The organism is Bradyrhizobium sp. USDA 3397 (assembly GCF_054060965.1).
In genome coordinates this window covers 2,916,247-2,937,130 of record NZ_JBSSDS010000001.1, presented here as the reverse complement: position 1 = coordinate 2,937,130, position 20,884 = coordinate 2,916,247, and the positions used below count along the sequence as shown (strand labels likewise).

Here is a 20,884-nt window from a genome sequence, read left to right as displayed (position 1 = left end):
GTCGGAGTGGCCGTGACGATCGCCGGAGTCGTTCGGCCCCTCTAATTCACATGCATCTGGGTGGACAGTGGGAATGCCGAAATTTCGTTTGCGGATCAGGGGACGCCTGTACGCAGGCTTCATGGCCCTGGTGGCGGTGGGTATCGTGATGGCGGTGGTTGCCGTCTGGAATTTGCGGGACGTGCAGGATCAGGTCGCAAAACAATCCGCCCTCTCGGACAGCACGGCGCGGGTGCTGGAAATATCGGCCCATCTGCAGGCTATTCAGCGGGCCAATTTGCGCTACGTCTACGACGGCAACGAATCCGCAATGAAGGAAGCGCAAGAGCGCGAGACCGCGGCGAGCGAGCTGCTCCGGGTCGGCGCTCAGGGGACGCTCTCCGAGGAGCGGCGCGCGCTCTACAACGGCCTGATCGACGAGATCGCGAAAATGCGACGCCTGCGTGACAATCTCGGCGACGCCGTCAACGAGACGAGAACGGGCAAGGCGACGCTGCTGCCGAGTGGCGAGGACCTGGCCACCAAGACGAACAAGCTCGTCGACGTGGCGCGCGCCGCCGTCGATGAAGATACCGCTTCCCTCGTCGCCGATCTCGAATCCCGAATCCTGCTCGTGAGGATCGTAAACTGGCGCTTTCTGGCCCTTCGCGATGCGCAGGGCCCCGCGACCTTCAGGGCGAGCATCGACAGGGCGTTACAACGGCTCGGGGCACTCGAAAAGAGCCCGCAGGCGGCGGCGTTGCGCGCCACGCTGGCGCCGGTGAAGACCTCGCTTGAAACCTACAAGACGGCGTTCGAGACGACCTCCGCAGCGATGCTTAAAGCGGACGAGATCTACAACAAGAGCCTCGCGCCCCTCATCGTCGACAGCATCGGCAAGCTCAAGGTGGCGGAAACGACGCTGAAGGAGGACTACCAGGCATCGCGCACCACCGCCGAGGCCGTGATCGCGGGAACGACGACCGTGCAGGAGATCGCCGGCGGCCTCGCCATCCTGTTCGGAGGCATCGTCGCCTTCCTCATCGCCCGCAGCATCGTCGGTCCGCTGACCTCGATGACGCAGGCGATGGGGCGGCTTGCCGGCGGCAATCTCGAGGTCGAGATTCCCGGCCGCGGCAGGGCCGACGAGATCGGCGACATGGCCAAGGCGATCCAGGTCTTCAAGGACAACATGATCGAGACCGAGAGCATGCGCGCCGAGCAGGCCGAACTCGAGGCACGGCAGGCCGAGAACCGCAGGAAAGACATGGCGAGGCTCGCAGATCAGTTCGAGCAGGCCGTCGGCGAGATCGTCAACACGGTGTCGTCGGCATCGGGCGAGCTCGAAGCCTCCGCCGGCACGTTGACGACGACTGCCGCGCGTGCCCAGGACCTCTCGACGGAGGTCGCCAGCGCTTCGCAGGAGGCCTCGGCCAATGTGCAGGCGGTCGCCTCTGCGACCGAGGAGCTCTCCTCCTCGGTCTCCGAGATCGCCCGCCAGGTGCAGGAATCCGCCCGCATCGCCACCGAGGCTGTCGGTCAGGCGAGCCGGACCAACGAGCGCGTCGGCGCGCTCTCCAAGGCCGCCGCGCGGATCGGCGACGTGGTCGAACTGATCAGCACCATTGCCGGCCAGACCAACCTCTTGGCGCTGAACGCCACGATCGAGGCGGCGCGTGCGGGAGAAGCCGGCCGCGGCTTTGCGGTGGTCGCTACCGAGGTCAAGGCGCTCGCCGAGCAGACGGCCAGGGCCACCGGCGAGATCGCCCAGCAGGTCTCCGGCATCCAGGCCGCGACCGAGGAGTCGGTCGGCTCGATCCGGGAGATCAGCGGCACCATCGAGCGGCTGTCGGAGATCGCGTCGACGGTCGCCGCGGCCGTGGAGCAGCAGGGCGCGGCGACGCAGGAGATCTCCCGCAACGTCCAGCAGGCGGCCCAGGGCACCCAGCTCGTCTCGTCCAACATCGGCGACGTGCAGCGCGGCGCCTCCGAGACCGGCTCGGCCTCCTCGCAGGTGTTGTCGGCGGCGCGCTCGCTGTCGGCCGACAGCAACCGGTTGAAGCAGGAAGTCGCCAAGTTCCTGAGCTCGGTCCACGCCGCCTAAAGCATGATCCGGAAAAGTGTGCAGCGCTTTTCCGAAGAGATCATGCTTGAACAACCAACCTAAAGCGCGATGACGCTCCATCCTGATCGCATCGCGCTTTAGAGTCTCGAACGCAAGAGGCCACGCGCATACGCGTGGCCTCGAATAGCGGTGCGGCGCGATCAGGCCACCTTGGTCGTCATGTGCTTGAACATGTTGGCGCGCGCTTCGTCGTCCATCTCGGCCTTGAAGGTGAACTTGTCCTTCAGGGCGATGGCGCGCGCCGCCGCCGGGCGCGCCGAGATCTCGTCGACCAGCCGCTTCACGTTCGGGTATCGCGCAAAGGCCTCGTCGCCGAGCTTGAACGGCACCATCCGCGCCCAGCCCCACATCGCCATGTCCACGATCGAATAGCTGTCGCCGACCATGTAGCGGCGGTCCTTCAGGTGAGCGTCGAGAATCTTGTAGTGGCGGTCAGTCTCGTACTGATAGCGGTTATGGGCGTAGTCGTGGTTCTGCTCCTTCGGCGCAAAATGCTTGAAGTGCACGGCCTGACCCGAATAGGGCCCGACGCCGGTGGCCACGAACATCAGCCAGGATAGGAGTTCGGCGCGGTTGGCGGGCAGGAATTTGCCGGTCTTCTCGGCGAGATAGAGCAGGATGGCGTTCGAATCGAACACGATGGCGCCGCCATCGTCGATCGCCGGCACCTTGCCGTTCGGATTGATTTTCAGGAATTCCGGCGTGAACTGCTCGCCCTTGCGGGTGTCGATCTTCACCGGCTCGAAAGACAGGCCGGATTCTTCGAGAAAGAGCGCGACCTTGGTCGGGTTCGGTGATCCATTGAAATAGAACTTGAGCATCCAGCATCTCCCCGGTGTCTATATTGCCGCGCGCGGACGCGGCGTCGTTGGGCGAGCCTTGTCTTGCCTGAACCTCGTCCGAGAGAGCAACCGGCGAGTTTGCCGGGCGGTGTCTGCGCGGTACGCAGATCAGGCGGCGTAACAAAGGCCGATTGCCGCCGCGATGACCATGGCCGCACCAACGGCTTCCAGCCGCAGGCCGAGCCGCGCTGCGAGATGCATGTCGGAGGCGCGCGCCGCGCGCTCCGAACCGCGCGCATAGCCGTGAACGATGACGTCGTGGTTGAAATTGTCGTGCGCCTCGTTGCTGCTGGCGAGGCCGACGCAGATCACGAGCACGCCGAACAGCGCCAGGCCGAAGAATCCGAGCAGCGCGATCAGGAACATCGGAAACATGCCGACCAGGAAGATCGGCAGCAGCGGCACCAGCAGCAATGTCTCGGACTGTCGTCGCATGGGAGCCCAACCGGTCAGGAGGGGGCTAGTCGGGCGAATCTAGTCCTGGTTGGCGCGGCTTTCAACTCACGCCGCCGTCATTCCGGGGCGCGCGAAGCGCGAGCCCGGAATCCATTGGGCGGCATGGGACGCTGTTGGATGGATTCCGGGCTCGCGCGCTTTGCGCGCGCCCCGGAATGACTTAGGAGAGGAAAGCTACTCCGCCGCCATGCCGGCGCGGATCTCGGCACGCAACTCGTCGATCAGCTTGAGGCCCTTCTTGGTCTCGACGTGCCAGAAGGTCCAGCCGTTGCAGGCCTGTGCGCCCTGCGCCACCGCGCCGATGCGGTGGATCGAGCCGACCTTGTCGCCCAGCATGATGGCGCCGTCGGCGCGCACCAATGCGCCGAGCTTCTTCTTGGCGTCGAACAGCTTGGTGCCGGGCATGATCATGCCGCGCTCGATCAGCTCGGAGAACGCAACGCGCGGTGCCTCGCGCGCGGTCATGAACGGGGCAAGGCTCTCTTCCGGCAACGGCTCGACCTTGGCGATGCGCGCCTCGGCCGCCTTGGCATAGGTCTTGTCGCGCTCGAAGCCGATATAGGAGCGGCCGAGGCGCTTGGCGACCGCGCCGGTGGTGCCGGTGCCGTTGAACGGGTCGATGACGAGATCGCCGGGCTTGGACGAGGACAGCAGCACGCGCGCCAGCAGGCCTTCCGGCTTCTGCGTCGGATGCACCTTCTTGCCGTCGGTGCCCTTGAGGCGCTCCTCGCCTGTGCAGAGCGGAATCAGCCAGTCGGACCGCGCCTGCACGTCCTCGTTGGCGGCCTTCAGCGCCTCGTAGTTGAACGTGTAGCCCTTGGCTTTCTCGTCACGCGCGGCCCAGATCATGGTTTCGTGCGCGTTGGTGAAGCGGCGGCCGCGAAAATTCGGCATCGGATTGGTCTTGCGCCAGACGATGTCGTTCAGCAGCCAGAAGCCGAGATCCTGCATGATGGCGCCGACGCGGAAGATGTTGTGATAGGAGCCGATCACCCAGATCGTCGCCGACGGCTTCATGGCGCGGCGTGCGGCGAGCAGCCAGGCGCGGGTGAAATCGTCGTAGGCGGCAAACGAATCGAACTTGTCCCAGTCGTCGTTGACGGCATCGACATGGGATTCGTCGGGACGCTTGAGGTCGCCCTTGAGCTGCAGATTGTAGGGCGGATCGGCGAACACCAGGTCGACGCTGCCTGCCTGGAGCTTCGACATCTCGGCGACGCAATCGCCGACGATGATGCGATGCGATGGGGACTCAAAATTTGTGCGGGGCGCCCTTGCAGACGCCCCGCGACGCGACTCTACCATGACTCAAGAACTCTGACTCAGGCGACGCTGTCGGCGACGCGGGACCAAACAACCGACTGGCCGTTACATTGAAGGGGCAAAGTAAAAATCGACTTAACCCGCCGCTTTCGTGAGCACTCCCCGCATCATCGTTCGCGCGCAAATTGTTGCGCGCATTCGCCTTGTTTTACAGTGTATTTCGCGCTTGCGCGCCTCGCGAGATCGATCGTGGCGGGAAAAAGGCTGTAAATTTCTCTCGGAAAAAATTGCTCGGCCCTCGGAAAAATTTGCTGGCATCGACAGGCTGTCGCACTAGGCAATTTTTGCCGGCCACGATATTGATAAAAGCAACGGAAATTTTACGTATGTGGCGCGTTGAGCTTTCGCGTTTCTGTGCGCCGTCGAAACTTAAATCAGGGACCCCAGAGGAAAGGCCGCCATGCGCTACGATGACTTCCGCCGCAGCGACGATATCGAGGATCGTCGCGACGAAGGTGGTGGCTTTGGCGGCGGCGGAGGCGGCGGGTTCGGCCTGCCGATGGGCGGCGGCGGGCTCGGCATCGGCACCATCATCATCCTCGGCCTGGTCGGCTACGCCTTCGGCATCGATCCCCGCATCCTGATCGGCGGCGCCGAGATCCTCTCCGGCGGCGGCCATGCGCCGACCTACCAGACCGATCGCCAGGCCTCCTCGGGCAAGCGCGGCGCGCCGACCGACGAGATGGGCAGCATGATCTCCGGCATCCTCGGCGAGCTCGACGATCGCTGGAGCGAGATCTTCCAGGCCAACGGCCAGTCGTACACCGGCCCGAAGATCGTGCTGTTCCGCAACGCTACCAATGGCGGCCGCTGCGGCATGGCGCAGTCGGCCATGGGGCCGTTCTATTGTCCGCCCGACCGGACCATCTTCCTGGACACCGCCTTCTTCCGCGAGGTCGAGACCCGCTTTCGCGGCTGCTCCGGCAAGTCGGCGTGCAATTTCACCACCGCCTACATCATCGCGCACGAGGTCGGCCATCACATCCAGAACCTGCTCGGCATCATTCCGCGTGTGACGCGGCTGCAGCAGCAGGTCGGCTCGAAGGCCGAGGCCAATGCGCTCCAGGTCAAGGTGGAGCTGCAGGCCGACTGCCTGTCCGGCGTCTGGGTCAACCGCGAGGCGAAGAAGCGTCCGAACTTCCTCGAGCCCGGCGACATCGAGGCCGCGCTGACCACGGCAAGCGCGATCGGCGACGACACGCTGCAGCGCCAGGCCACCGGCCGCGTCGTGCCCGACTCCTTCACCCACGGCTCGGCGGCGCAACGCAAGCAATGGTTCATGATCGGGTACCAGCAGGGCACGGTCCAGGCCTGCAACACGTTCGGTGCGGGGGCGTTGTAAGGAAAGGCTCGTGCCCCGGACGCAGCGCGGCGCGCCTTCAGCGGTGCGCTGCAGAGCCGGGGCCCATATTGCCGGTTGCCCAAGCCTCTGAAGTGGGTCCCGGCTCTGCGGCGCGGCGCTGATGCGCCGCACCTTGTCCGGGACACGAAAGACGCAACATGGCCATCGACGAATCCAAACAATTCATCCCGCTCAACATTGCGGTGCTCACGGTGTCCGACACGCGCGCGCTCAGCGACGACAAGTCCGGTCAGACCCTCGCCGATCGTCTCACCGCTGCGGGTCATCATCTCGCCGCGCGCGAGATCGTCACCGACGATGTCGAGGCGATCCGCGACGTGATCCGCCGCTGGATCGCCGATAGCGGCATCGACGTCGTCATCACCACCGGCGGCACCGGCTTTACCGGGCGCGACGTCACGCCCGAGGCGATCGAGCCGCTGTTCGAGAAGCGCATGGACGGCTTCTCGATCGCCTTCCACATGCTGAGCCACGCCAAGATCGGGGCGTCGACGATCCAGAGTCGCGCCACCGCCGGCGTGGCGGGCGCCACCTACATCTTCTGCCTGCCGGGCTCGCCCGGCGCCTGCCGCGACGGCTGGGACGGCATCCTGGCGGCTCAGCTCGACTACCGCACGCGCCCCTGCAACTTCGTCGAGATCATGCCGCGGCTGGACGAGCATCTGCGAAGGCCAAAGGCGCAGGGCGCGACGGTGTGAGCGCGTTGTACGGATGATGTCCAACTGATCGAGGCACGGATTACCCTCCCCTGGAGGGTCCCTGGAGGGGGAGGGTCGATCGCGCGCAGCGCGAGCGGGGTGGGGTGATCTCTCCACTCCGGCAGTGTTGGATGTGGAGAGACCGTCACCCCACCCCGTCTCACATTTCGCTGCGCTCCATGTGAGCCGACCCTCCCCCTCCAGGACCCCTCCAGGGGAGGGTAAGGTCACGGCGCGCGTTGTTGAATAAAAACAGTCAGAGATCCCGTTCCCACGTTTCGCCGATCAGATCCTGCCCGAAGCTGTGATGCGGCTCCGTCGCGACCAGCTTGAACCCCGCACTCTTGTAGATCCCCCGCGCGGCCACCAAAATGCTCTGCGTCCACAGCGTCATCTTGCTGTAGCCGCGCTCGCGGGCGCCCTGGATGCATTGCTCGACGAGGGCGCGGCCGACGCCGAGGCCCCGTGCTTTCTTCTCAACCTGCAACAGGCGGAGTTTGGCGATCTCGTCCGTGGCCTTGACCAGGAACACCGAGCCGACCGGCTCGCCGCCGGCCTCGGCGATCCAGCAGTGCTCGCGCGCGGCGTCGTAATTCCTGATGAACTGTGCGCAGATCTCGGCGACCAGCGCCTCGTAGCTAATGTCCCAATTGTAGTCCGCGGCGTAGGCGGCAGCCTGGCGGGAGACGACCCAACCCATATCGCCGACGCGATGGCTGCGCAGCATGAAAGAAGCGGGCGAGCTTCGGCGTTGCTCCAGCACGGCCTCGATGGTCGCCATCGCCTGCGTGAGCCGCGTCGCATCGCCGGGTGAAAGCTGAGCCAGCATCGCGGCGACCTCGTTTTGCGAGCTCTGGTTCAGCTTGACGAAAGCCTGCCGGCCTTTGGCGGTCAGGCTGAGCTGGTATTGCCTGCGGTCCGCGGGCAGGGGCTTTCGCGTGATCAGCCCCTTCTCGTCGAAGCTCTGGACGATGCGGCTGAGATAGCCGGGATCGAGACCGAGCTCGTGTCCGATCTCTTTTGCCGCAAGATCGTCGCGTTGGGCGAGTTCGTAGAGCACCCGCGCCTCGCTGAGCGAGAACGGGCTCTTGCCGAGGTGCTGGTCGAGCACGCCGAGCTTGCGGGTGTAGAAGCGGTTGAAGGCGCGAACCGCTGCGACGTGGTCGTCGGCGGCCTGTTCGGCCACGGCGCTTGATGACGAAGCTTTCGATAGCATGGGATCACCTCGATATTTGCCATTGTCAATTAATTGATTGACGTTGGCAAGTATCTCGGCGCTTCAGCCGACCATCACGATCCGGCTGCGCAGCATGGTCCGGGACGACCGGCCGAGCCGCCGGAGCAGCCGCGCCTCGGAATGCCGGGCGTGGGGCGGGTATCCACCGATCCGGTCGTAATGATCACGCGCGATCAGCAGGCCTTGATCGCCGAGCGGACCGATGAGCCTGCGCGCCACGGCCCAGAGGACGTCGCGCACTGCGGTATTTGCGTAGGGCGAACGGGCATAGCGGAACACCGCCGCACGATCCCGGCCGCTGGTGGCGACGGCCTGGATGAACTGGGTGGTTTCCTCGATCCAGCCGGTTTCCAGCACCGCGCCCGCAGGCAGGAACATCAGCCAGGGCGATCGGGCCTGGCGCGCGCCGGCAGCAAGCGCAGCGCCTTGCGAATGCCCATCGAAGCCGATGAAACGGCAGCCCGCGACGTCGGCAACACGCTCGATGACGCCGTTGCGCGTGCCGTCGACCAGAAGCACTTCCCGGATCACGCCGGCTGCGGCGCCGGGCACCAGCGCGGCCAGGGTTGCGACCGCCGTCTGCTCGACACCTTCGGTCGGAATGATGACGCTCAGCATGATTGAGGCTTCAGTTTCCGCACTTCGGGAGAAGCGTAGCGTTGCGTTGCATAATGTTGTCATAAACCCGTCGCGCTGCCGAGTGCAACTTTCGGAAGGGGCTTCGGCGTGCGATGGTAAACTGCCGCGAGTTCATCGCGGCCAGATGTGCCAGGCGCGGGCTGATAATATTGCCGAATGTTTCGGCACAAGCCGATCCTGACGGTATTATCCCCGATGCTTCGTAGCGACCTTTCGCTGCCCGGGAGAGACCTTGCATGAACGCCGATCATCTCGCCGTTGGCACGGCGCCAAAATCGCCGAAGCAGGAGGCCGCACCGACCTTGCGGATCCGGGCGCTGATGCTGGGCGACCGCATCAATGCTTCCAACTTGGAGATCGGCACGCTGGTGTCCTCGACGCCGGCCGCCTTCCGCGTTCATGCCGGCCTTGCCGTGATCTTTCGCTATGGCGTGGTCGTGCTGATCGGGCTGTTGCCGTCGGAGGAGAAGGTTCTCGTCGACAGCCTGAAATCACGCGTGACCGGAGAGCTCAGCCCGTACGAGGAGGAGATCGCGCAGGCGCAGCTCTGCAACGAGGAAGCGGGCGAGACGATCCAGCCGGGCGGGCCGATCTGCCTCGCCAAGTTCTCCGACGACCGGCTGCTGCTGGTTGCCGATGCGCTCGCAAAGAGCACGTCGCTGGCGCGCGACGAGCGCCGCGTCGCCGCGGTGTTCGACGTCATCGAGCCGTTTGCACGGGAGCTCGCCGAACACGGCCGCACCCCGCGTCGGCGCACGGGCATTCTGCAATTGATCGGCAACGCGCTGCTGGTACAGCAGCGCGTTGCCGGCCGCGTCGCGGTCGCCGAGAAGCCCGACGTGCTCTGGGAGAAGCCCGAGCTCGATCGGCTGTATTCCCGTCTCGAGGACGAGTACGAGCTGAAGGAGCGCCTCGACACGCTCGAGCGCAAGCTCACCGCGGTATCGGAGACCGCCAACGCGCTGACCGACATCATCGACACCCAGCGCTCGCTGCGCCTGGAGATCGCGATCGTGGTGCTGATCGTGATCGAGATCGCGATGGGGACTTTTCAGCTCCTGACCGGCCGCGGTCACTAAAGCACGATGAGTTCAGGTTTGATTGCTACAACGTAAGTGCACACCCTCTCCGCCTGCGGAGAGGGTGTTTCCGCAATGGCATAACCCCCTAGATCAGCGCCGCGCAATGGCGCGCGATCATCATCTCTTCGTTGGTGGGAATAACGAAGACCGCGACGGTGCTGTCGTTGCCGTTGATGCGCTCGCGCGCGGCATCGTTGCTTGCGGCGTCGATGCGCACGCCCATCCAGGCGAGACGCTGGCCGATGGCGCCGCGGATCTCCCTGGCATGTTCGCCGATGCCGCCGGTGAAGATCAGACAATCCAGGCCGCCGAGCGTGGCCGCCATCATCGCGACCTGCTGCGCCGCACGAAAGGTGAAGAGATCGACCGCCTCGCGCGCCGCAGCCTCGCTACTCGCCAGCAGTGTACGCATGTCCGCGGAGATGCCGGAAACGCCAAGCAGGCCTGACTCGTGATAGAGCAGGTGCTGGACCTCCCGGGCCGACATGTTCTCGTACTGTTGCAGATAGAGCAGCACGCCCGGATCGATCGCACCGCAGCGCGTGCCCATGACGAGGCCGTCGAGCGGCGTCAGCCCCATCGTGGTGTCGATGCTGCGGCTATCGCGCAAGGCGCAGAGGCTGGCGCCATTGCCGAGATGCGCGATGACAGTGCGCTTGGCCACGAGCTCCGGCGCGATCTCGGCCAGGCGTCCCGCGACATATTCGAACGAGAGGCCGTGAAAGCCGTAGCGCCTGACGCCACGCGCCTCGAATCGCCTGGGAATGGCGAAGCGGCTCGCGGGCGGCGCGAGGCCGTGGTGGAAGGCGGTGTCGAAACACGCGATCTGCGTCAGCTCGGGCCGGATCGCCGCCAGCGTTCGCACCGGCGCGAGGCAGCGCGGCTGGTGCAGCGGCGCCAGCGGCGTCAAGGCCTCCAGTTTCGCAATGATGTCGTCCATCAGGACCACCGGGCCTGAATAATCCGCCCCGCCGTGCACGATGCGATGGCCGACGGCCCGCAGGCTGCGTCCACCGAACCGGTCCTCGATGAAGGCGAGCACGTCCGCGAACAGATGGTCGCCGGCTGCCTGCGGCGCCTGCTTGCTTGTCTCGAACAGGTCTTCGCCTGCAGGGCCTTTCACCACCAGCCGGGGTTTGGCCTCGTGCTCGTCCAGCAGGCCCTTGCAGAGCAGGGCGGGCTCGGCCGCCGCGACATCGAACAGGCCGAACTTGATGCTCGACGATCCCGCGTTGAGGACGAGGACCGTGTCCGGCATCGCTAGTCGCCGGCCTCGGCCGGCGTGTTGCCGCCGGCGCTGTTCTGCCAGACCCAGTCACGAATCTCAGGCATGTCCTCACCATGCTCACGGACATAGCGGGAGTGTTCGATCAGTCTGTCGCGGAATTGCTGCTTCACCTGCGCGGCCTTGGTCGCCAGTCCCGGCACGCGTTCGATCGCCTCGATCGCAAGGTGATAGCGGTCGAGTTCGTTGAGCACGACCATGTCGAAGGGCGTCGTCGTGGTGCCCTCCTCGGCAAAGCCGCGCACATGCATTCCGGCATGGTTGGTGCGGCTATAGGTCAGCCGGTGAATGAGATAGGGATAGCCGTGATAGGCAAAGATCACAGGCTTGTCGCGCGTGAACAGGCTGTCGAAGTCGCGGTCGGACAGGCCGTGCGGATGCTGCTCCCTCGGCTGCAGCGTCATGAGGTCGACGACGTTGACGACGCGAATTTTCAAGTCCGGCAGCGTCTTGCGCAGGAGGTCGACGGCAGCGAGCGTCTCCAGCGTCGGCACGTCGCCGGCGCAGGCCATGACGACGTCGGCCTCGCCCTTTCCATCCTCCGTTCCAGCCCAGGTCCAGATGCCGATGCCGGCATCGCAATGCGTCGCCGCGTCCTGCATCGACAGCCATTGCGGCGCCGGCTGCTTGCCGGCGACGATCACGTTGATGCGGTTATAGGTGCGCAGGCAATGGTCGGCGATCCACAGCAGCGTATTGGCATCCGGCGGGAAGTAGATGCGGACGATGTCGGCCTTCTTGTTGGCGACGAGATCGACGAAACCGGGGTCCTGATGGCTGAAGCCGTTATGGTCCTGGCGCCAGACATGCGAGGTCAGCAGATAATTGAGCGAGGCGATCGGACGCCGCCACGGCAGCTCCCGCGTCACCTTCAGCCATTTGGCATGCTGGTTGAACATGGAATCCACGATGTGGATGAAGGCCTCGTAGCACGAGAAGAAGCCGTGCCGGCCGGTGAGCAGATAGCCCTCCAGCCAGCCCTGGCAGAGATGCTCGCTCAGCACCTCCATGACGCGGCCGTCCTGGGCGAGGTGCACGTCGTAAGGCTCGGTCGGCTCCATCCAGACGCGTTCGGTGGCTTCGAACACGGCGTCGAGCCGGTTCGATGCCGTCTCGTCCGGGCCCATGATGCGGAAATTGCGCGCCTTCGCATTCAGGCGAATGACGTCGCGCAGGAATTTGCCGAGCTCGCGCGTGGCTTCCGCCACGACCTCGCCGGGCTGCGGCACCTCGATCGCGAAGCTGCGGAAGTCGGGCAGCTTCAGCTCCTTCTTCAGCACGCCGCCATTGGCATGCGGATTGGCGCCCATGCGCCTGACGCCGTCGGGCGCGAGCGCCTGAAGCTCGGCAACGAGGGCGCCGTTGCCATTGAACAGCTTTTCCGGCTCGTAGCTGCGCATCCAGTCTTCGAGCACCTTGAGATGCGCCGGGTTCTCGCGGCAGCCTGCGACTGGCACCTGATGCGCGCGCCAAAAACCCTCGACCTTCTTGCCGTCGACCTCCTTCGGGCCGGTCCAGCCCTTCGGGCTGCGCAGCACGATCATCGGCCAGCGCGGCCGCTCGACGCTTGTGCGACCGTCGCGGGCATGTTGCTGGATCGAGCGGATGCTGGCGAATGCGACGTCCAGCGCATCGGCCATGGCCTGGTGCATCAATTTGGGATCGTCGCCCGTGACGAACAGCGGCTCGTGGCCGAACCCGCGGAAGAGGTCCCGGATCTCGGCGTCCTGCATCCGTCCGAGCACGGTGGGGCCCGCGATCTTGTAGCCGTTGAGATGCAGGATCGGCAGCACCGCGCCGTCATGGGCGGGGTTCAGGAACTTGTTGGAGTGCCAGGACGCAGCGAGCGGCCCGGTCTCGGCCTCGCCGTCGCCGACCACGCAGGCGACGATCAAATCCGGGTTGTCGAATGCGGCGCCATAGGCGTGCACCAGCGCATAGCCGAGCTCGCCGCCTTCGTGGATGGAGCCCGGCGTTTCCGGCGCGGCGTGGCTCGGGATGCCGCCGGGGAAGGAGAACTGCCGAAACAGCTTGCGCAATCCGTCCGCGTCGCGCGCAATATCGGGATAGATCTCGCTGTAGCTGCCTTCGAGATAAGTGTTGGCGACCATGCCCGGACCGCCATGGCCGGGACCGCAGACATAGATCACGCTGACATCGAGCGCCCGGATGACGCGGTTGAGATGGGCGTAGATGAAGTTCAGGCCCGGCGTCGTGCCCCAATGACCCAGCAGACGCGGCTTGATGTGCTCGGGCCGCAGCGGCTCGCGCAGCAGCGGATTGTCGAGCAGGTAGATTTGCCCGACCGAGAGGTAGTTGGCGGCGCGCCAATAGCGATCGAGCAGATCGAGGTCGCTGCTCGCTTCGGCCGTTTTTTTTTGGATTGTCATGTTCCTGCCGACCTTCACTTCGCGATCGTCACCAACCCGGTTCCAGGGCGATCGATCCGTCGGGCATGAGACGGGATGGTCGTGACGGCCGTGTTGCGTGAGGTCAAAGGCGGGCGCGCGAAGGTTGGGCAGCTCTACTGTGCATGGGGTTGTTTTCACGTTTTTGGTTTGCGTTCTTGATTTGTTCCCGCGCCGTGCTATCTTGGCTGCATGAGTCCAGCATCCTCTCATGCTCTCAAGCACCCGCCGGTCACGGCGCCCTCCGAGCCGGCGGGTGCGCCTTCAGATTTCCCCGAGCTTGGCGTCGCCATCGACCGCGCGCGAAGGCGAGGGCGGGGCGCACAATCCAATGCCAGCGGCCGCTACGAGGCTGAGGCGCGCGTCGCTTTCGATGACGGCTGGCAGAGCCTGGACGAGCTGCCGCCGTTCAAGACGAGTGTCGCCATCGACACCTCGCGCAAGGTGATCACTCGCAACGATTCCCCCGACATCGGTTTCGACCGCTCGATCAATCCGTATCGCGGCTGCGAGCACGGCTGCGTCTATTGCTTCGCGCGGCCGACCCACGCCTATCTCGGCCTGTCGCCGGGGCTCGACTTCGAGTCAAAACTGTTCGTGAAGCCCGAGGCGCCTTCGCTGCTCGAGAAGGAGCTTGCGGCTCCCGGCTACGAGCCGCGAATGATCGCGATCGGCACCAACACCGATCCCTACCAGCCGATCGAGCGCGAGCGCAAAATCATGCGCGGCATTTTGGAAGTGCTGGAGCGCACCTCGCATCCCGTCGGCATCGTCACCAAATCGGCGCTGGTGCTGCGCGACATCGACATTCTCCAGCGGATGGCCAAGCGCAACCTCGCCAAGGTCGCGATCTCGGTCACCTCGCTCGATCCGAAGCTGGCGCGCACCATGGAGCCGCGGGCCTCGACGCCGCCGAAGCGGCTGGAGGCGCTGAAGCAGCTCTCGGAGGCCGGCATTCCCACCACGGTGATGGTCGCGCCCGTGATCCCCGCGCTGAACGATTCTGAGATCGAGCGCATCCTCGACGCCGCCGCCCATGCCGGCGTCAAGGAAGCCGCCTATGTGCTGCTGCGGCTGCCGCTGGAGGTGCGCGATCTCTTCCGCGAATGGCTGATGGCGAACTATCCGGACCGCTATCGCCACGTCTTTACCCTGATCCGCGACATGCGCGGCGGGCGCGACTACGACGCCAAATGGGGCGAGCGGATGAAGGGCACCGGACCGATGGCCTGGACCATCGGCCGCCGTTTCGAGATCGCCTGCCAGCGGCTCGGCCTCAACAAGCGGCGCTCAAAGCTGACCATTGATCACTTTGCGCGGCCGAAGCGGAACGGCGATCAGCTCAGCCTGTTTTGAGCGGACACGTGCAAGAGGTGTCGCATGCTTAAGGAACTCGCCGTGCCGGTGCCGCGGCTGACCGTCATCACGCTCGGTGTGAACGACATCCGCGCCAGCATCGCCTTCTACGAAGCGCTCGGTTTCTCGCGCCGGCTGAAGGAGACCGGCGAGGCGGTTGCGTTCTACGACACCGGCGGTCCGGTGCTCGCGCTTTATCACTGGGATCGGCTCGCCGCGGACGCGTCCTTGGAGGACCAGCCGAGGCCCACGACCTTTCGCGGCATGACGCTCGCCTGGAATTGCGCGACCCGCGAGGAGGTCGACGAGGTGCTGGCCTTCGCCGTGGAGAAGGGGGCCACCTTGCTCAAGGCGGCGCACGCGACCGATTACGGCGGCTATTGCGGCTATTTTGCCGATCCCGATGCACATGTCTGGGAAGTCGTGGTCGCGCCCGGTATCAAGGTGGGCGAGGACCGGCGGGTGCATCTGGCGGAGTAGGGCGGGCGGCCTGAATAACGGGAATATCCTGGGTTCCCGGTTGCGTCGGCGAAGCTGCGTGCGCACGATCCCAGCCATGATTCGGGACCCCTCCGCCAAGACCCCAGCCAAAGCCGCGCCAAAGAAAAAGGCCGCGCAGAAGGCTGTGCCCGCCAAGGCGGCAAAGATCTCTGCGGCCGATGCGGCGAAGGTTCCTGCGGGCAAGAAGGGCATCATCGCCGTTGCTCCCCCGAGCTTCCGCCGCGAGCGCGCGCTGATCAAGCGCGGCGTCTGGCCGGTCGCGGGCTGCGACGAGGCGGGCCGCGGCCCGCTAGCCGGCCCTGTGGTGGGCGGGGGCCGTGATTCTCGATCCCGACCGGATTCCCCGCGGCATCGACGATTCCAAGCGCCTGACCGCCGAGGAGCGCGAAAAGCTGTTCGACAAGATCTGCGCCACCGCGCAGGTCTCGGTCGCCGTCGCCTCGCCGGCGCGAATCGACCGCGACAACATCCTGCGTGCCTCGCTGTGGGCGCTGAAGCGCGCCGTGGTGGCCCTGCCCGAGGCGCCCAGGCACGTCTTCGTCGACGGCCGCGACCGGCTCGACACCGCATGCGACTGCGAGGCCGTGATCGGCGGCGACGGCATCGTGCTCTCGATCGCGGCGGCCTCCATCGTCGCCAAGGTCACCCGGGATCGGTTGATGTGCGCACTGGCGCAGGACTGCCCGGGCTACGGCTTCGAGCAGCACAAGGGCTACGCCGTCCCCGAGCATCTCGACGCGCTCGATCGCCTCGGCCCCTCCATCCACCACCGCAGCTTCTTCGCCCCCGTCGCCGCCGCCCGCGCCAAGCACATGCCCTGGACCGTCGAGCCGGTGCAGGACCTGTTCTCGGTGACCGAGGTCGAGGTGCAGGTGGAGGCGAGCGTCGAGATCGACGCTTCCGCCGGCCTCTAGGATTTCTCTTTCGGCAGCGCTCCTTCGTCTCTCCCCGCCTGCGGGGAGAGGCCGGAATGCATCGCAGATGCATTCCGGGTGAGGGGGACTCTCCGCGAGTCCAACTGTTGCCGTGTTCGCGGATGCAGCCCCTCACCCCGGCCCTCTCCCCGTAAGAACGGGGAGAGGGAGCAGACCGAAGTTGCCACGACGCACAGCGCCCTTTATCAAAACAGACGTGAGCGAATAGGGCCGGCTGGACGGGTTGGCTGCACCTTCGGACGTTGCATGCGGTTTACCTCCCTGGTCATCGAGCTCATTCGCGCCCGGCCGCGGCTGATCGTTTGGATTGCGGTGCTGCTGCAGGCCGCGATGTGGCTGTTCGTGGCGCTGGTGTTCTACCGCAGCCCGCCCGGCACTCTCGCGACCCTTCTGGCCTTCGGCAGGGAATACCAGGTCGGCACCGATCTCGGCCCGCCGCTTGCGGTCTGGCTTGCCGACATCGCCTATCGCGCCGCCGGCGGCCACATGCTCGGCGTCTATGTGCTCGCCCAGCTCTGCGAGATCGCGACCTTCATCGCGCTCTATCATCTCTCCCGTGCCGTGGTCGGCTCGCAGCAGGCCGTGCTTGCCGTGCTGCTCACCATGACGGTGCTGGCCTTCTCCTCGTCCGCGCTGGACTTCGGTCCGCTGATCCTCGCACGGCCGCTCTGGGCGCTCTTGCTGCTGCACTCCTGGCAGATCATCGGCCAGCGCCGAGGCAATGCCTGGTTCGCCTGGTCGATCGAAGCCGGCCTCCTGCTGCTGACGACGCCCGCCGCGGTCTTCCTGCTGCTGCTGATCGTCGTCTTCGCGGTTTCGACCGCCGGCGGCCGCCGGACGCTGCGCGGACTCGATCCGCTGTTCGCGCTGATCGTCGTCGCCGTGCTGGCGCTGCCCTATGCGGTCTTTCTGATGCGTGCCGAGACGCTGACGCTGCCGGCCTTGCCGCAAGTCGCCGAGCTCAACGCCCGCGCGCTGCATGCGGCCTGGCTGCTCGGTGGCCTCGTGCTGGGGGCAGCTGCGATCCCGGCGCTGACCTTTCTCAACACCGGAATGTTCGCCGGCAAGGGCGAGGAGCCACCGATCATCTACCGCCCGCCGGTCGAGCCGCTCGCGCGCAACTTCGTCTATTTCTTCGCGTTCGCTCTGCCGCTCGGCGCAGTGCTGATCTCCGGCCTGCTCGGGCTCGAATCCGTCGTCGGCGGCCCCGGTGTCGTGCTGATCATGTCGGGGCTTGCCGTGGTCGTCGCGGCCGGCGATCTCATCGCGATGCGCCGCGCGCGCATGCTGCGCGTGGTCTGGGCCGCCGCCGTCGCCGCGCCCGCCGCCGGCGTGGTGCTCGCCGTCCTGTTCCTGCCTTGGACGGGCACTAGCGAAATTGCGACCTCGATGCCGGCGCGCGCGATCTCGGACTTCTTCGACGAGAGCTTCGCCCGCCGCACCAACCATCGCCTGCGCGCCGTCGCCGGCGAGACCCAGCTCGCCAGCCTGATCGCGCTTCATTCCGGCCGGCCGCACCTGTTCATCGACGCCGCCCCCGCGCGGACGCCGTGGATGAGCCAGACCAAGTTCAGCGAGACCGGCGGCGTCGTGGTCTGGCGCGCCTCCGATACCGCCGGCACGCCGCCGCCCGAGATCGTCAAGCGCTTTCCCGGCATCGTGCCGGAAGTGCCGCGCGCCTTTGAATGGCTGGTGACCGGCCGGCAGCAGCTGTTGCGAATCGGCTGGGCCATCGTGCGGCCGAAGGGGACGTAGGTCTCGTGCCCCGGACGCGGCGCAGCGCCTCTTCGGCGGTGCGCCGCAGAGCCGGGGCCCATCTCGCCGCATCGTACTATCTTGCGTTTCTGGGTCCCGGCTCTGCGGAGCGTCACTGGGTGCCGCACCGCGTCCGGGACACGAGAGCTCGCTAACCCGCCAGCACCTTCGCGATCGCCCGCAGATCCTGCCAGGCCAGCCGCTTGTAGGCCGGCGAGCGTAAGAGGTAGGCCGGGTGAAACGTCGGCAGCGCGCGGATCAGCCGCTGGCCGGTGTCGTAGTCGAACCAGCGCCCGCGCGTGCGCATGATGCCTTCGCGCGTCGACAGCAGCGTCTGCGTCGAGGGATTGCCGAGCGTCACCAGCACGTCGGGGTTCACCAGCTCGATCTGGCGCTGGATGAAGGGCAGGCAGATTTGCGTCTCCTGCGGCGTCGGCGTGCGGTTGCCGGGCGGCCGCCAGGGAATGACGTTGGCGATGTAGGCGGTGGTGCGGTTGAGGCCGATGGCTCCGATCATCAGATCGAGCAGCTTGCCGCTGCGCCCGACGAAAGGCAGTCCCTCGATGTCCTCGTCGCGGCCCGGCGCCTCGCCGACGAACATGATGCGCGCCTGCGGGTTTCCGTCGGCAAACACCAGCCGCGTCGCGGTGTGCTTCAACGCGCAGCCCTCGAAATTCTGCATCAGCTCGCGCAGCGCCTCCAGGGTCGGCGCGGTGCGTGCGGCTTCGCGTGCCGAGGCGATGGCGACGTCCGGTGCAGGCGCGGCTTCGCCGCGCATGACCGCGGGCGCGGCGACCGGCCGCGGCGCTTCGGCTGGCGGGGCCGCGCGCGGGCTGGGTGGCGGCGCATCGATTTCCGCGAGGCGGTCTATCGGTTCCTCCGCAAGCGCGCAGTCGACACCGGCCTCCAGATAGAAGGCGAGCAGCTCTCGGACGGTGGGTGCGGGTTCGGGGATCATGGGAAAGTCTGACTTTTATATCACCTTGGACGGCCTTGCATCCCGGCGGAACGCGATTCCGAGGTTGTCCTACCCGGAAAAATCGGAAACAAGAGGGCGCAAACGACCAAGGACCGTCTCAAGGGCTGAGATCAGATGAGCACCGAAGAACTTCCCCCGCGCGAATCCATGGAATTCGACGTCGTCATCGTCGGCGCCGGCCCGTCGGGTCTGTCGGCCGCGATCCGGCTCAAGCAGCTCAACGCCGAGCTCAACGTCGTCGTGGTGGAGAAGGGCTCCGAGGTTGGTGCGCACATCCTCTCGGGCGCCGTGATCGATCCCGCTGGCCTCGACAAGCTGATTCCGGACTGGCGCGAGGATGCCGACTGCCCGCTGAAGACGCAGGTCAAGGACGACCGCTTCTACTGGATGACCGGCGGCGGCGCGATCAAGCTGCCGAATTTCATGATGCCGCCGCTGATGGACAATCATCACTGCTACATCGGCTCGCTCGGCAATGTCTGCCGCTGGCTGGCGCGCAAGGCCGAGGCGCTCGGCGTTGAGATCTATCCGGGCTTTGCGGCGGCCGAGGTGCTCTATGACGAGGAGGGCAAGGTCAAGGGCATTGCCACCGGCGACATGGGCATCGGCCGCGACGGCAAGCCGAAGGATTCCTTCACGCGCGGCATGGAATTGCTCGGCAAGTACACGCTGTTCGCCGAAGGCGCCCGCGGCAGCCTGACCAAGCAGCTCATCAACAAGTTCGCGCTCGACGCCAAGAGCGAGCCGCCGAAGTTCGGCATCGGCCTCAAGGAGGTCTGGCAGATCGATCCCGCCAAGCACCAGAAGGGCTTGATCCAGCATTCATTCGGCTGGCCGCTTGACCTCAAGACCGGTGGCGGCTCGTTCCTTTATCACTACGACGACAATCTCGTCGCCGTCGGCTTCGTCGTGCATCTGAACTACGACGATCCCTATCTGTCCCCGTTCGACGAATTCCAGCGCTTCAAGACCCATCCCTCGATCCGCGGCACCTTCGAAGGCGCCAAGCGGCTCGCTTACGGCGCGCGCGCCATCACCGAGGGCGGCTATCAGTCGGTGCCGAAGCTGAGCTTCCCCGGCGGCGCGCTGATCGGCTGCGCGGCCGGCTTCGTCAACGTGCCGCGCATCAAGGGCGTGCACAATGCGATGGGCACCGGCATGCTTGCTGCCGAACATGTTGCGGCCGCGCTCGCCGCCGACCGCGCCAATGACGAGCTCGTCGAATACGAGAACGCCTGGCGCTCCTCATCGGTCGGTAAGGACCTGTTCCTGGTCCGCAACGTCAAGCCATTGTGGTCGAAGTTCGGCACCGTGCTCGGCGTCGCGCTGGGCGGCTTCGATATGTGGTGCAATACGCTGTTCGGCGCCTCACTGTTTGGCACGCAGTCGCACGTCAAGCCCGACCGCGCCACGCTCGATTCGGCCAAGAGCCACGCGCCCAGGAACTACCCGAAGCCCGACGGCAAGATCACGTTCGACAAGCTGTCCTCGGTGTTTTTGTCCAACACCAATCACGAGGAGGACCAGCCGATCCATCTGAAGGTCACCGACATGAACCTCCAAAAGAGCTCCGAGCACGACGTCTATGCCGGCCCCTCGAACCGCTATTGCCCGGCTGGCGTCTATGAATGGATCGAGGAGGGCTCCGGCCCGCGCTTCCAGATCAACGCCCAGAACTGCGTTCACTGCAAGACCTGCGACGTGAAGGATCCCAACGGCAACATCACCTGGGTTCCCCCGGAGGGCGGCGGCGGCCCGAACTACGAGGCGATGTGAGGGGCGCATCGCACGGGTGACCAGACGCACGTTCCCGTGAGGACGAGGCTGCGGCGACCCGCCGCGGCCACGATAAGGCCATAGTGGCGGCGTCTTGGGGCGCTGGCGCGGTTTCAATGGGCCGGTTTGGGCGTGCGGAGGGGAT

16 protein-coding genes and 1 pseudogene are annotated in these 20,884 nt (G+C 65.8%); 9 read left to right on the top strand and 8 right to left on the bottom strand.

What is annotated here, in order from left to right; translation table 11 throughout:
* Positions 1 to 73 precede the first annotated feature (73 nt).
* The gene (locus ACVWYQ_RS13920; RefSeq protein WP_404543375.1) at positions 74 to 2,083 is read left to right on the top strand and encodes a HAMP domain-containing methyl-accepting chemotaxis protein; all 2,010 of its coding nucleotides are present in this window, start codon (positions 74 to 76) and stop codon (positions 2,081 to 2,083) included.
* Positions 2,084 to 2,244: 161 nt separating this feature from the next.
* On the opposite strand, the gene ACVWYQ_RS13915 is transcribed toward ACVWYQ_RS13920, so the two are convergent.
* The 3 genes from ACVWYQ_RS13915 to ACVWYQ_RS13905 all read right to left on the bottom strand — a co-directional run bounded on the left by ACVWYQ_RS13915 (position 2,245) and on the right by ACVWYQ_RS13905 (position 4,707).
* The gene (locus ACVWYQ_RS13915; RefSeq protein ID WP_404543374.1) at positions 2,245 to 2,925 is read right to left on the bottom strand and encodes a glutathione S-transferase family protein; all 681 of its coding nucleotides are present in this window, start codon (positions 2,923 to 2,925) and stop codon (positions 2,245 to 2,247) included.
* 129 nt (positions 2,926 to 3,054) lie between these two features.
* Entirely contained in the window at positions 3,055 to 3,381 is a 327-nt protein-coding gene (locus ACVWYQ_RS13910) for a hypothetical protein (protein ID WP_225147847.1), read from the bottom strand.
* 195 nt (positions 3,382 to 3,576) lie between these two features.
* Entirely contained in the window at positions 3,577 to 4,707 is a 1,131-nt protein-coding gene (locus ACVWYQ_RS13905; protein ID WP_036037228.1) for a site-specific DNA-methyltransferase, read from the bottom strand.
* 418 nt (positions 4,708 to 5,125) lie between these two features.
* Here ACVWYQ_RS13905 and ypfJ point away from each other — a divergent pair, with 418 nt between their 5' ends.
* Positions 5,126 to 6,067, top strand: a complete 942-nt coding sequence (gene ypfJ / locus ACVWYQ_RS13900; protein WP_036006315.1) for a KPN_02809 family neutral zinc metallopeptidase — start codon at positions 5,126 to 5,128, stop codon at positions 6,065 to 6,067.
* Between the two features lie 158 nt (positions 6,068 to 6,225).
* Positions 6,226 to 6,786: a molybdenum cofactor biosynthesis protein B gene (gene moaB / locus ACVWYQ_RS13895; RefSeq protein WP_271538261.1), complete on the top strand. Its 561-nt coding sequence runs from the start codon at positions 6,226 to 6,228 to the stop codon at positions 6,784 to 6,786.
* A gap of 256 nt (positions 6,787 to 7,042) precedes the next feature.
* On the opposite strand, the gene ACVWYQ_RS13890 is transcribed toward moaB, so the two are convergent.
* Together ACVWYQ_RS13890 and ACVWYQ_RS13885 are read right to left on the bottom strand one after the other, a co-directional pair.
* Positions 7,043 to 8,002 carry a bifunctional helix-turn-helix transcriptional regulator/GNAT family N-acetyltransferase gene (locus ACVWYQ_RS13890; RefSeq protein ID WP_404543372.1) on the bottom strand — a complete coding sequence of 320 codons (960 nt, stop codon included), beginning with the start codon at positions 8,000 to 8,002 and terminating at the stop codon, positions 7,043 to 7,045.
* Between the two features lie 63 nt (positions 8,003 to 8,065).
* The gene (locus tag ACVWYQ_RS13885) at positions 8,066 to 8,641 is read right to left on the bottom strand and encodes a glycosyltransferase family protein (protein ID WP_404543371.1); all 576 of its coding nucleotides are present in this window, start codon (positions 8,639 to 8,641) and stop codon (positions 8,066 to 8,068) included.
* Positions 8,642 to 8,898: 257 nt separating this feature from the next.
* On the opposite strand from ACVWYQ_RS13885, the gene ACVWYQ_RS13880 reads away from it, so the two are divergent.
* Positions 8,899 to 9,741, top strand: a complete 843-nt coding sequence (locus ACVWYQ_RS13880; RefSeq protein ID WP_157284784.1) for an RMD1 family protein — start codon at positions 8,899 to 8,901, stop codon at positions 9,739 to 9,741.
* A gap of 88 nt (positions 9,742 to 9,829) precedes the next feature.
* Here ACVWYQ_RS13880 and ACVWYQ_RS13875 read toward each other — a convergent pair whose 3' ends face one another.
* Positions 9,830 to 11,002, bottom strand: coding sequence for an acetate/propionate family kinase (locus ACVWYQ_RS13875; protein ID WP_271540437.1), 1,173 nt, complete (start codon positions 11,000 to 11,002; stop codon positions 9,830 to 9,832).
* Positions 11,003 to 11,004: 2 nt separating this feature from the next.
* Positions 11,005 to 13,419 (bottom strand): phosphoketolase family protein, encoded by a 2,415-nt coding sequence (locus tag ACVWYQ_RS13870; protein ID WP_456725706.1) that lies wholly within the window; start codon positions 13,417 to 13,419, stop codon positions 11,005 to 11,007.
* A gap of 210 nt (positions 13,420 to 13,629) precedes the next feature.
* Between ACVWYQ_RS13870 and ACVWYQ_RS13865 the strand changes: the two genes are divergently transcribed.
* The 4 genes and pseudogenes from ACVWYQ_RS13865 to ACVWYQ_RS13850 all read left to right on the top strand — a co-directional run bounded on the left by ACVWYQ_RS13865 (position 13,630) and on the right by ACVWYQ_RS13850 (position 17,984).
* Entirely contained in the window at positions 13,630 to 14,793 is a 1,164-nt protein-coding gene (locus ACVWYQ_RS13865; protein WP_404543368.1) for a PA0069 family radical SAM protein, read from the top strand.
* A 24-nt stretch (positions 14,794 to 14,817) separates the two neighbouring features.
* Positions 14,818 to 15,273, top strand: a complete 456-nt coding sequence (locus ACVWYQ_RS13860; protein ID WP_271540442.1) for a VOC family protein — start codon at positions 14,818 to 14,820, stop codon at positions 15,271 to 15,273.
* A gap of 76 nt (positions 15,274 to 15,349) precedes the next feature.
* Positions 15,350 to 16,208: pseudogene (locus tag ACVWYQ_RS13855) on the top strand (ribonuclease HII).
* Between the two features lie 267 nt (positions 16,209 to 16,475).
* Positions 16,476 to 17,984, top strand: coding sequence for a glycosyltransferase family 39 protein (locus ACVWYQ_RS13850; protein ID WP_404543364.1), 1,509 nt, complete (start codon positions 16,476 to 16,478; stop codon positions 17,982 to 17,984).
* 151 nt (positions 17,985 to 18,135) lie between these two features.
* Here the strand turns inward: ACVWYQ_RS13850 and ACVWYQ_RS13845 are convergent, their stop codons facing one another.
* Positions 18,136 to 18,942 carry a uracil-DNA glycosylase gene (locus ACVWYQ_RS13845; RefSeq protein WP_404543363.1) on the bottom strand — a complete coding sequence of 269 codons (807 nt, stop codon included), beginning with the start codon at positions 18,940 to 18,942 and terminating at the stop codon, positions 18,136 to 18,138.
* 135 nt (positions 18,943 to 19,077) lie between these two features.
* Between ACVWYQ_RS13845 and ACVWYQ_RS13840 the strand changes: the two genes are divergently transcribed.
* The gene (locus tag ACVWYQ_RS13840) at positions 19,078 to 20,739 is read left to right on the top strand and encodes an electron transfer flavoprotein-ubiquinone oxidoreductase (protein WP_157284777.1); all 1,662 of its coding nucleotides are present in this window, start codon (positions 19,078 to 19,080) and stop codon (positions 20,737 to 20,739) included.
* Positions 20,740 to 20,884 lie beyond the last annotated feature (145 nt).

What these genes read in the sequence shown, in the direction of transcription:
- ACVWYQ_RS13920 (WP_404543375.1), top strand. Translation starts at nt 74, where the DNA reads ATGCCGAAATTTCGTTTGCGGATCAGGGGACGCCTGTACGCAGGCTTC.
- ACVWYQ_RS13915 (WP_404543374.1), bottom strand. Translation starts at nt 2,925, where the DNA reads ATGCTCAAGTTCTATTTCAATGGATCACCGAACCCGACCAAGGTCGCG.
- ACVWYQ_RS13910 (WP_225147847.1), bottom strand. Translation starts at nt 3,381, where the DNA reads ATGCGACGACAGTCCGAGACATTGCTGCTGGTGCCGCTGCTGCCGATC.
- ACVWYQ_RS13905 (WP_036037228.1), bottom strand. Translation starts at nt 4,707, where the DNA reads ATGGTAGAGTCGCGTCGCGGGGCGTCTGCAAGGGCGCCCCGCACAAAT.
- ypfJ (WP_036006315.1), top strand. Translation starts at nt 5,126, where the DNA reads ATGCGCTACGATGACTTCCGCCGCAGCGACGATATCGAGGATCGTCGC.
- moaB (WP_271538261.1), top strand. Translation starts at nt 6,226, where the DNA reads ATGGCCATCGACGAATCCAAACAATTCATCCCGCTCAACATTGCGGTG.
- ACVWYQ_RS13890 (WP_404543372.1), bottom strand. Translation starts at nt 8,002, where the DNA reads ATGCTATCGAAAGCTTCGTCATCAAGCGCCGTGGCCGAACAGGCCGCC.
- ACVWYQ_RS13885 (WP_404543371.1), bottom strand. Translation starts at nt 8,641, where the DNA reads ATGCTGAGCGTCATCATTCCGACCGAAGGTGTCGAGCAGACGGCGGTC.
- ACVWYQ_RS13880 (WP_157284784.1), top strand. Translation starts at nt 8,899, where the DNA reads ATGAACGCCGATCATCTCGCCGTTGGCACGGCGCCAAAATCGCCGAAG.
- ACVWYQ_RS13875 (WP_271540437.1), bottom strand. Translation starts at nt 11,002, where the DNA reads ATGCCGGACACGGTCCTCGTCCTCAACGCGGGATCGTCGAGCATCAAG.
- ACVWYQ_RS13870 (WP_456725706.1), bottom strand. Translation starts at nt 13,419, where the DNA reads ATGACAATCCAAAAAAAAACGGCCGAAGCGAGCAGCGACCTCGATCTG.
- ACVWYQ_RS13865 (WP_404543368.1), top strand. Translation starts at nt 13,630, where the DNA reads ATGAGTCCAGCATCCTCTCATGCTCTCAAGCACCCGCCGGTCACGGCG.
- ACVWYQ_RS13860 (WP_271540442.1), top strand. Translation starts at nt 14,818, where the DNA reads ATGCTTAAGGAACTCGCCGTGCCGGTGCCGCGGCTGACCGTCATCACG.
- ACVWYQ_RS13850 (WP_404543364.1), top strand. Translation starts at nt 16,476, where the DNA reads ATGCGGTTTACCTCCCTGGTCATCGAGCTCATTCGCGCCCGGCCGCGG.
- ACVWYQ_RS13845 (WP_404543363.1), bottom strand. Translation starts at nt 18,942, where the DNA reads ATGATCCCCGAACCCGCACCCACCGTCCGAGAGCTGCTCGCCTTCTAT.
- ACVWYQ_RS13840 (WP_157284777.1), top strand. Translation starts at nt 19,078, where the DNA reads ATGAGCACCGAAGAACTTCCCCCGCGCGAATCCATGGAATTCGACGTC.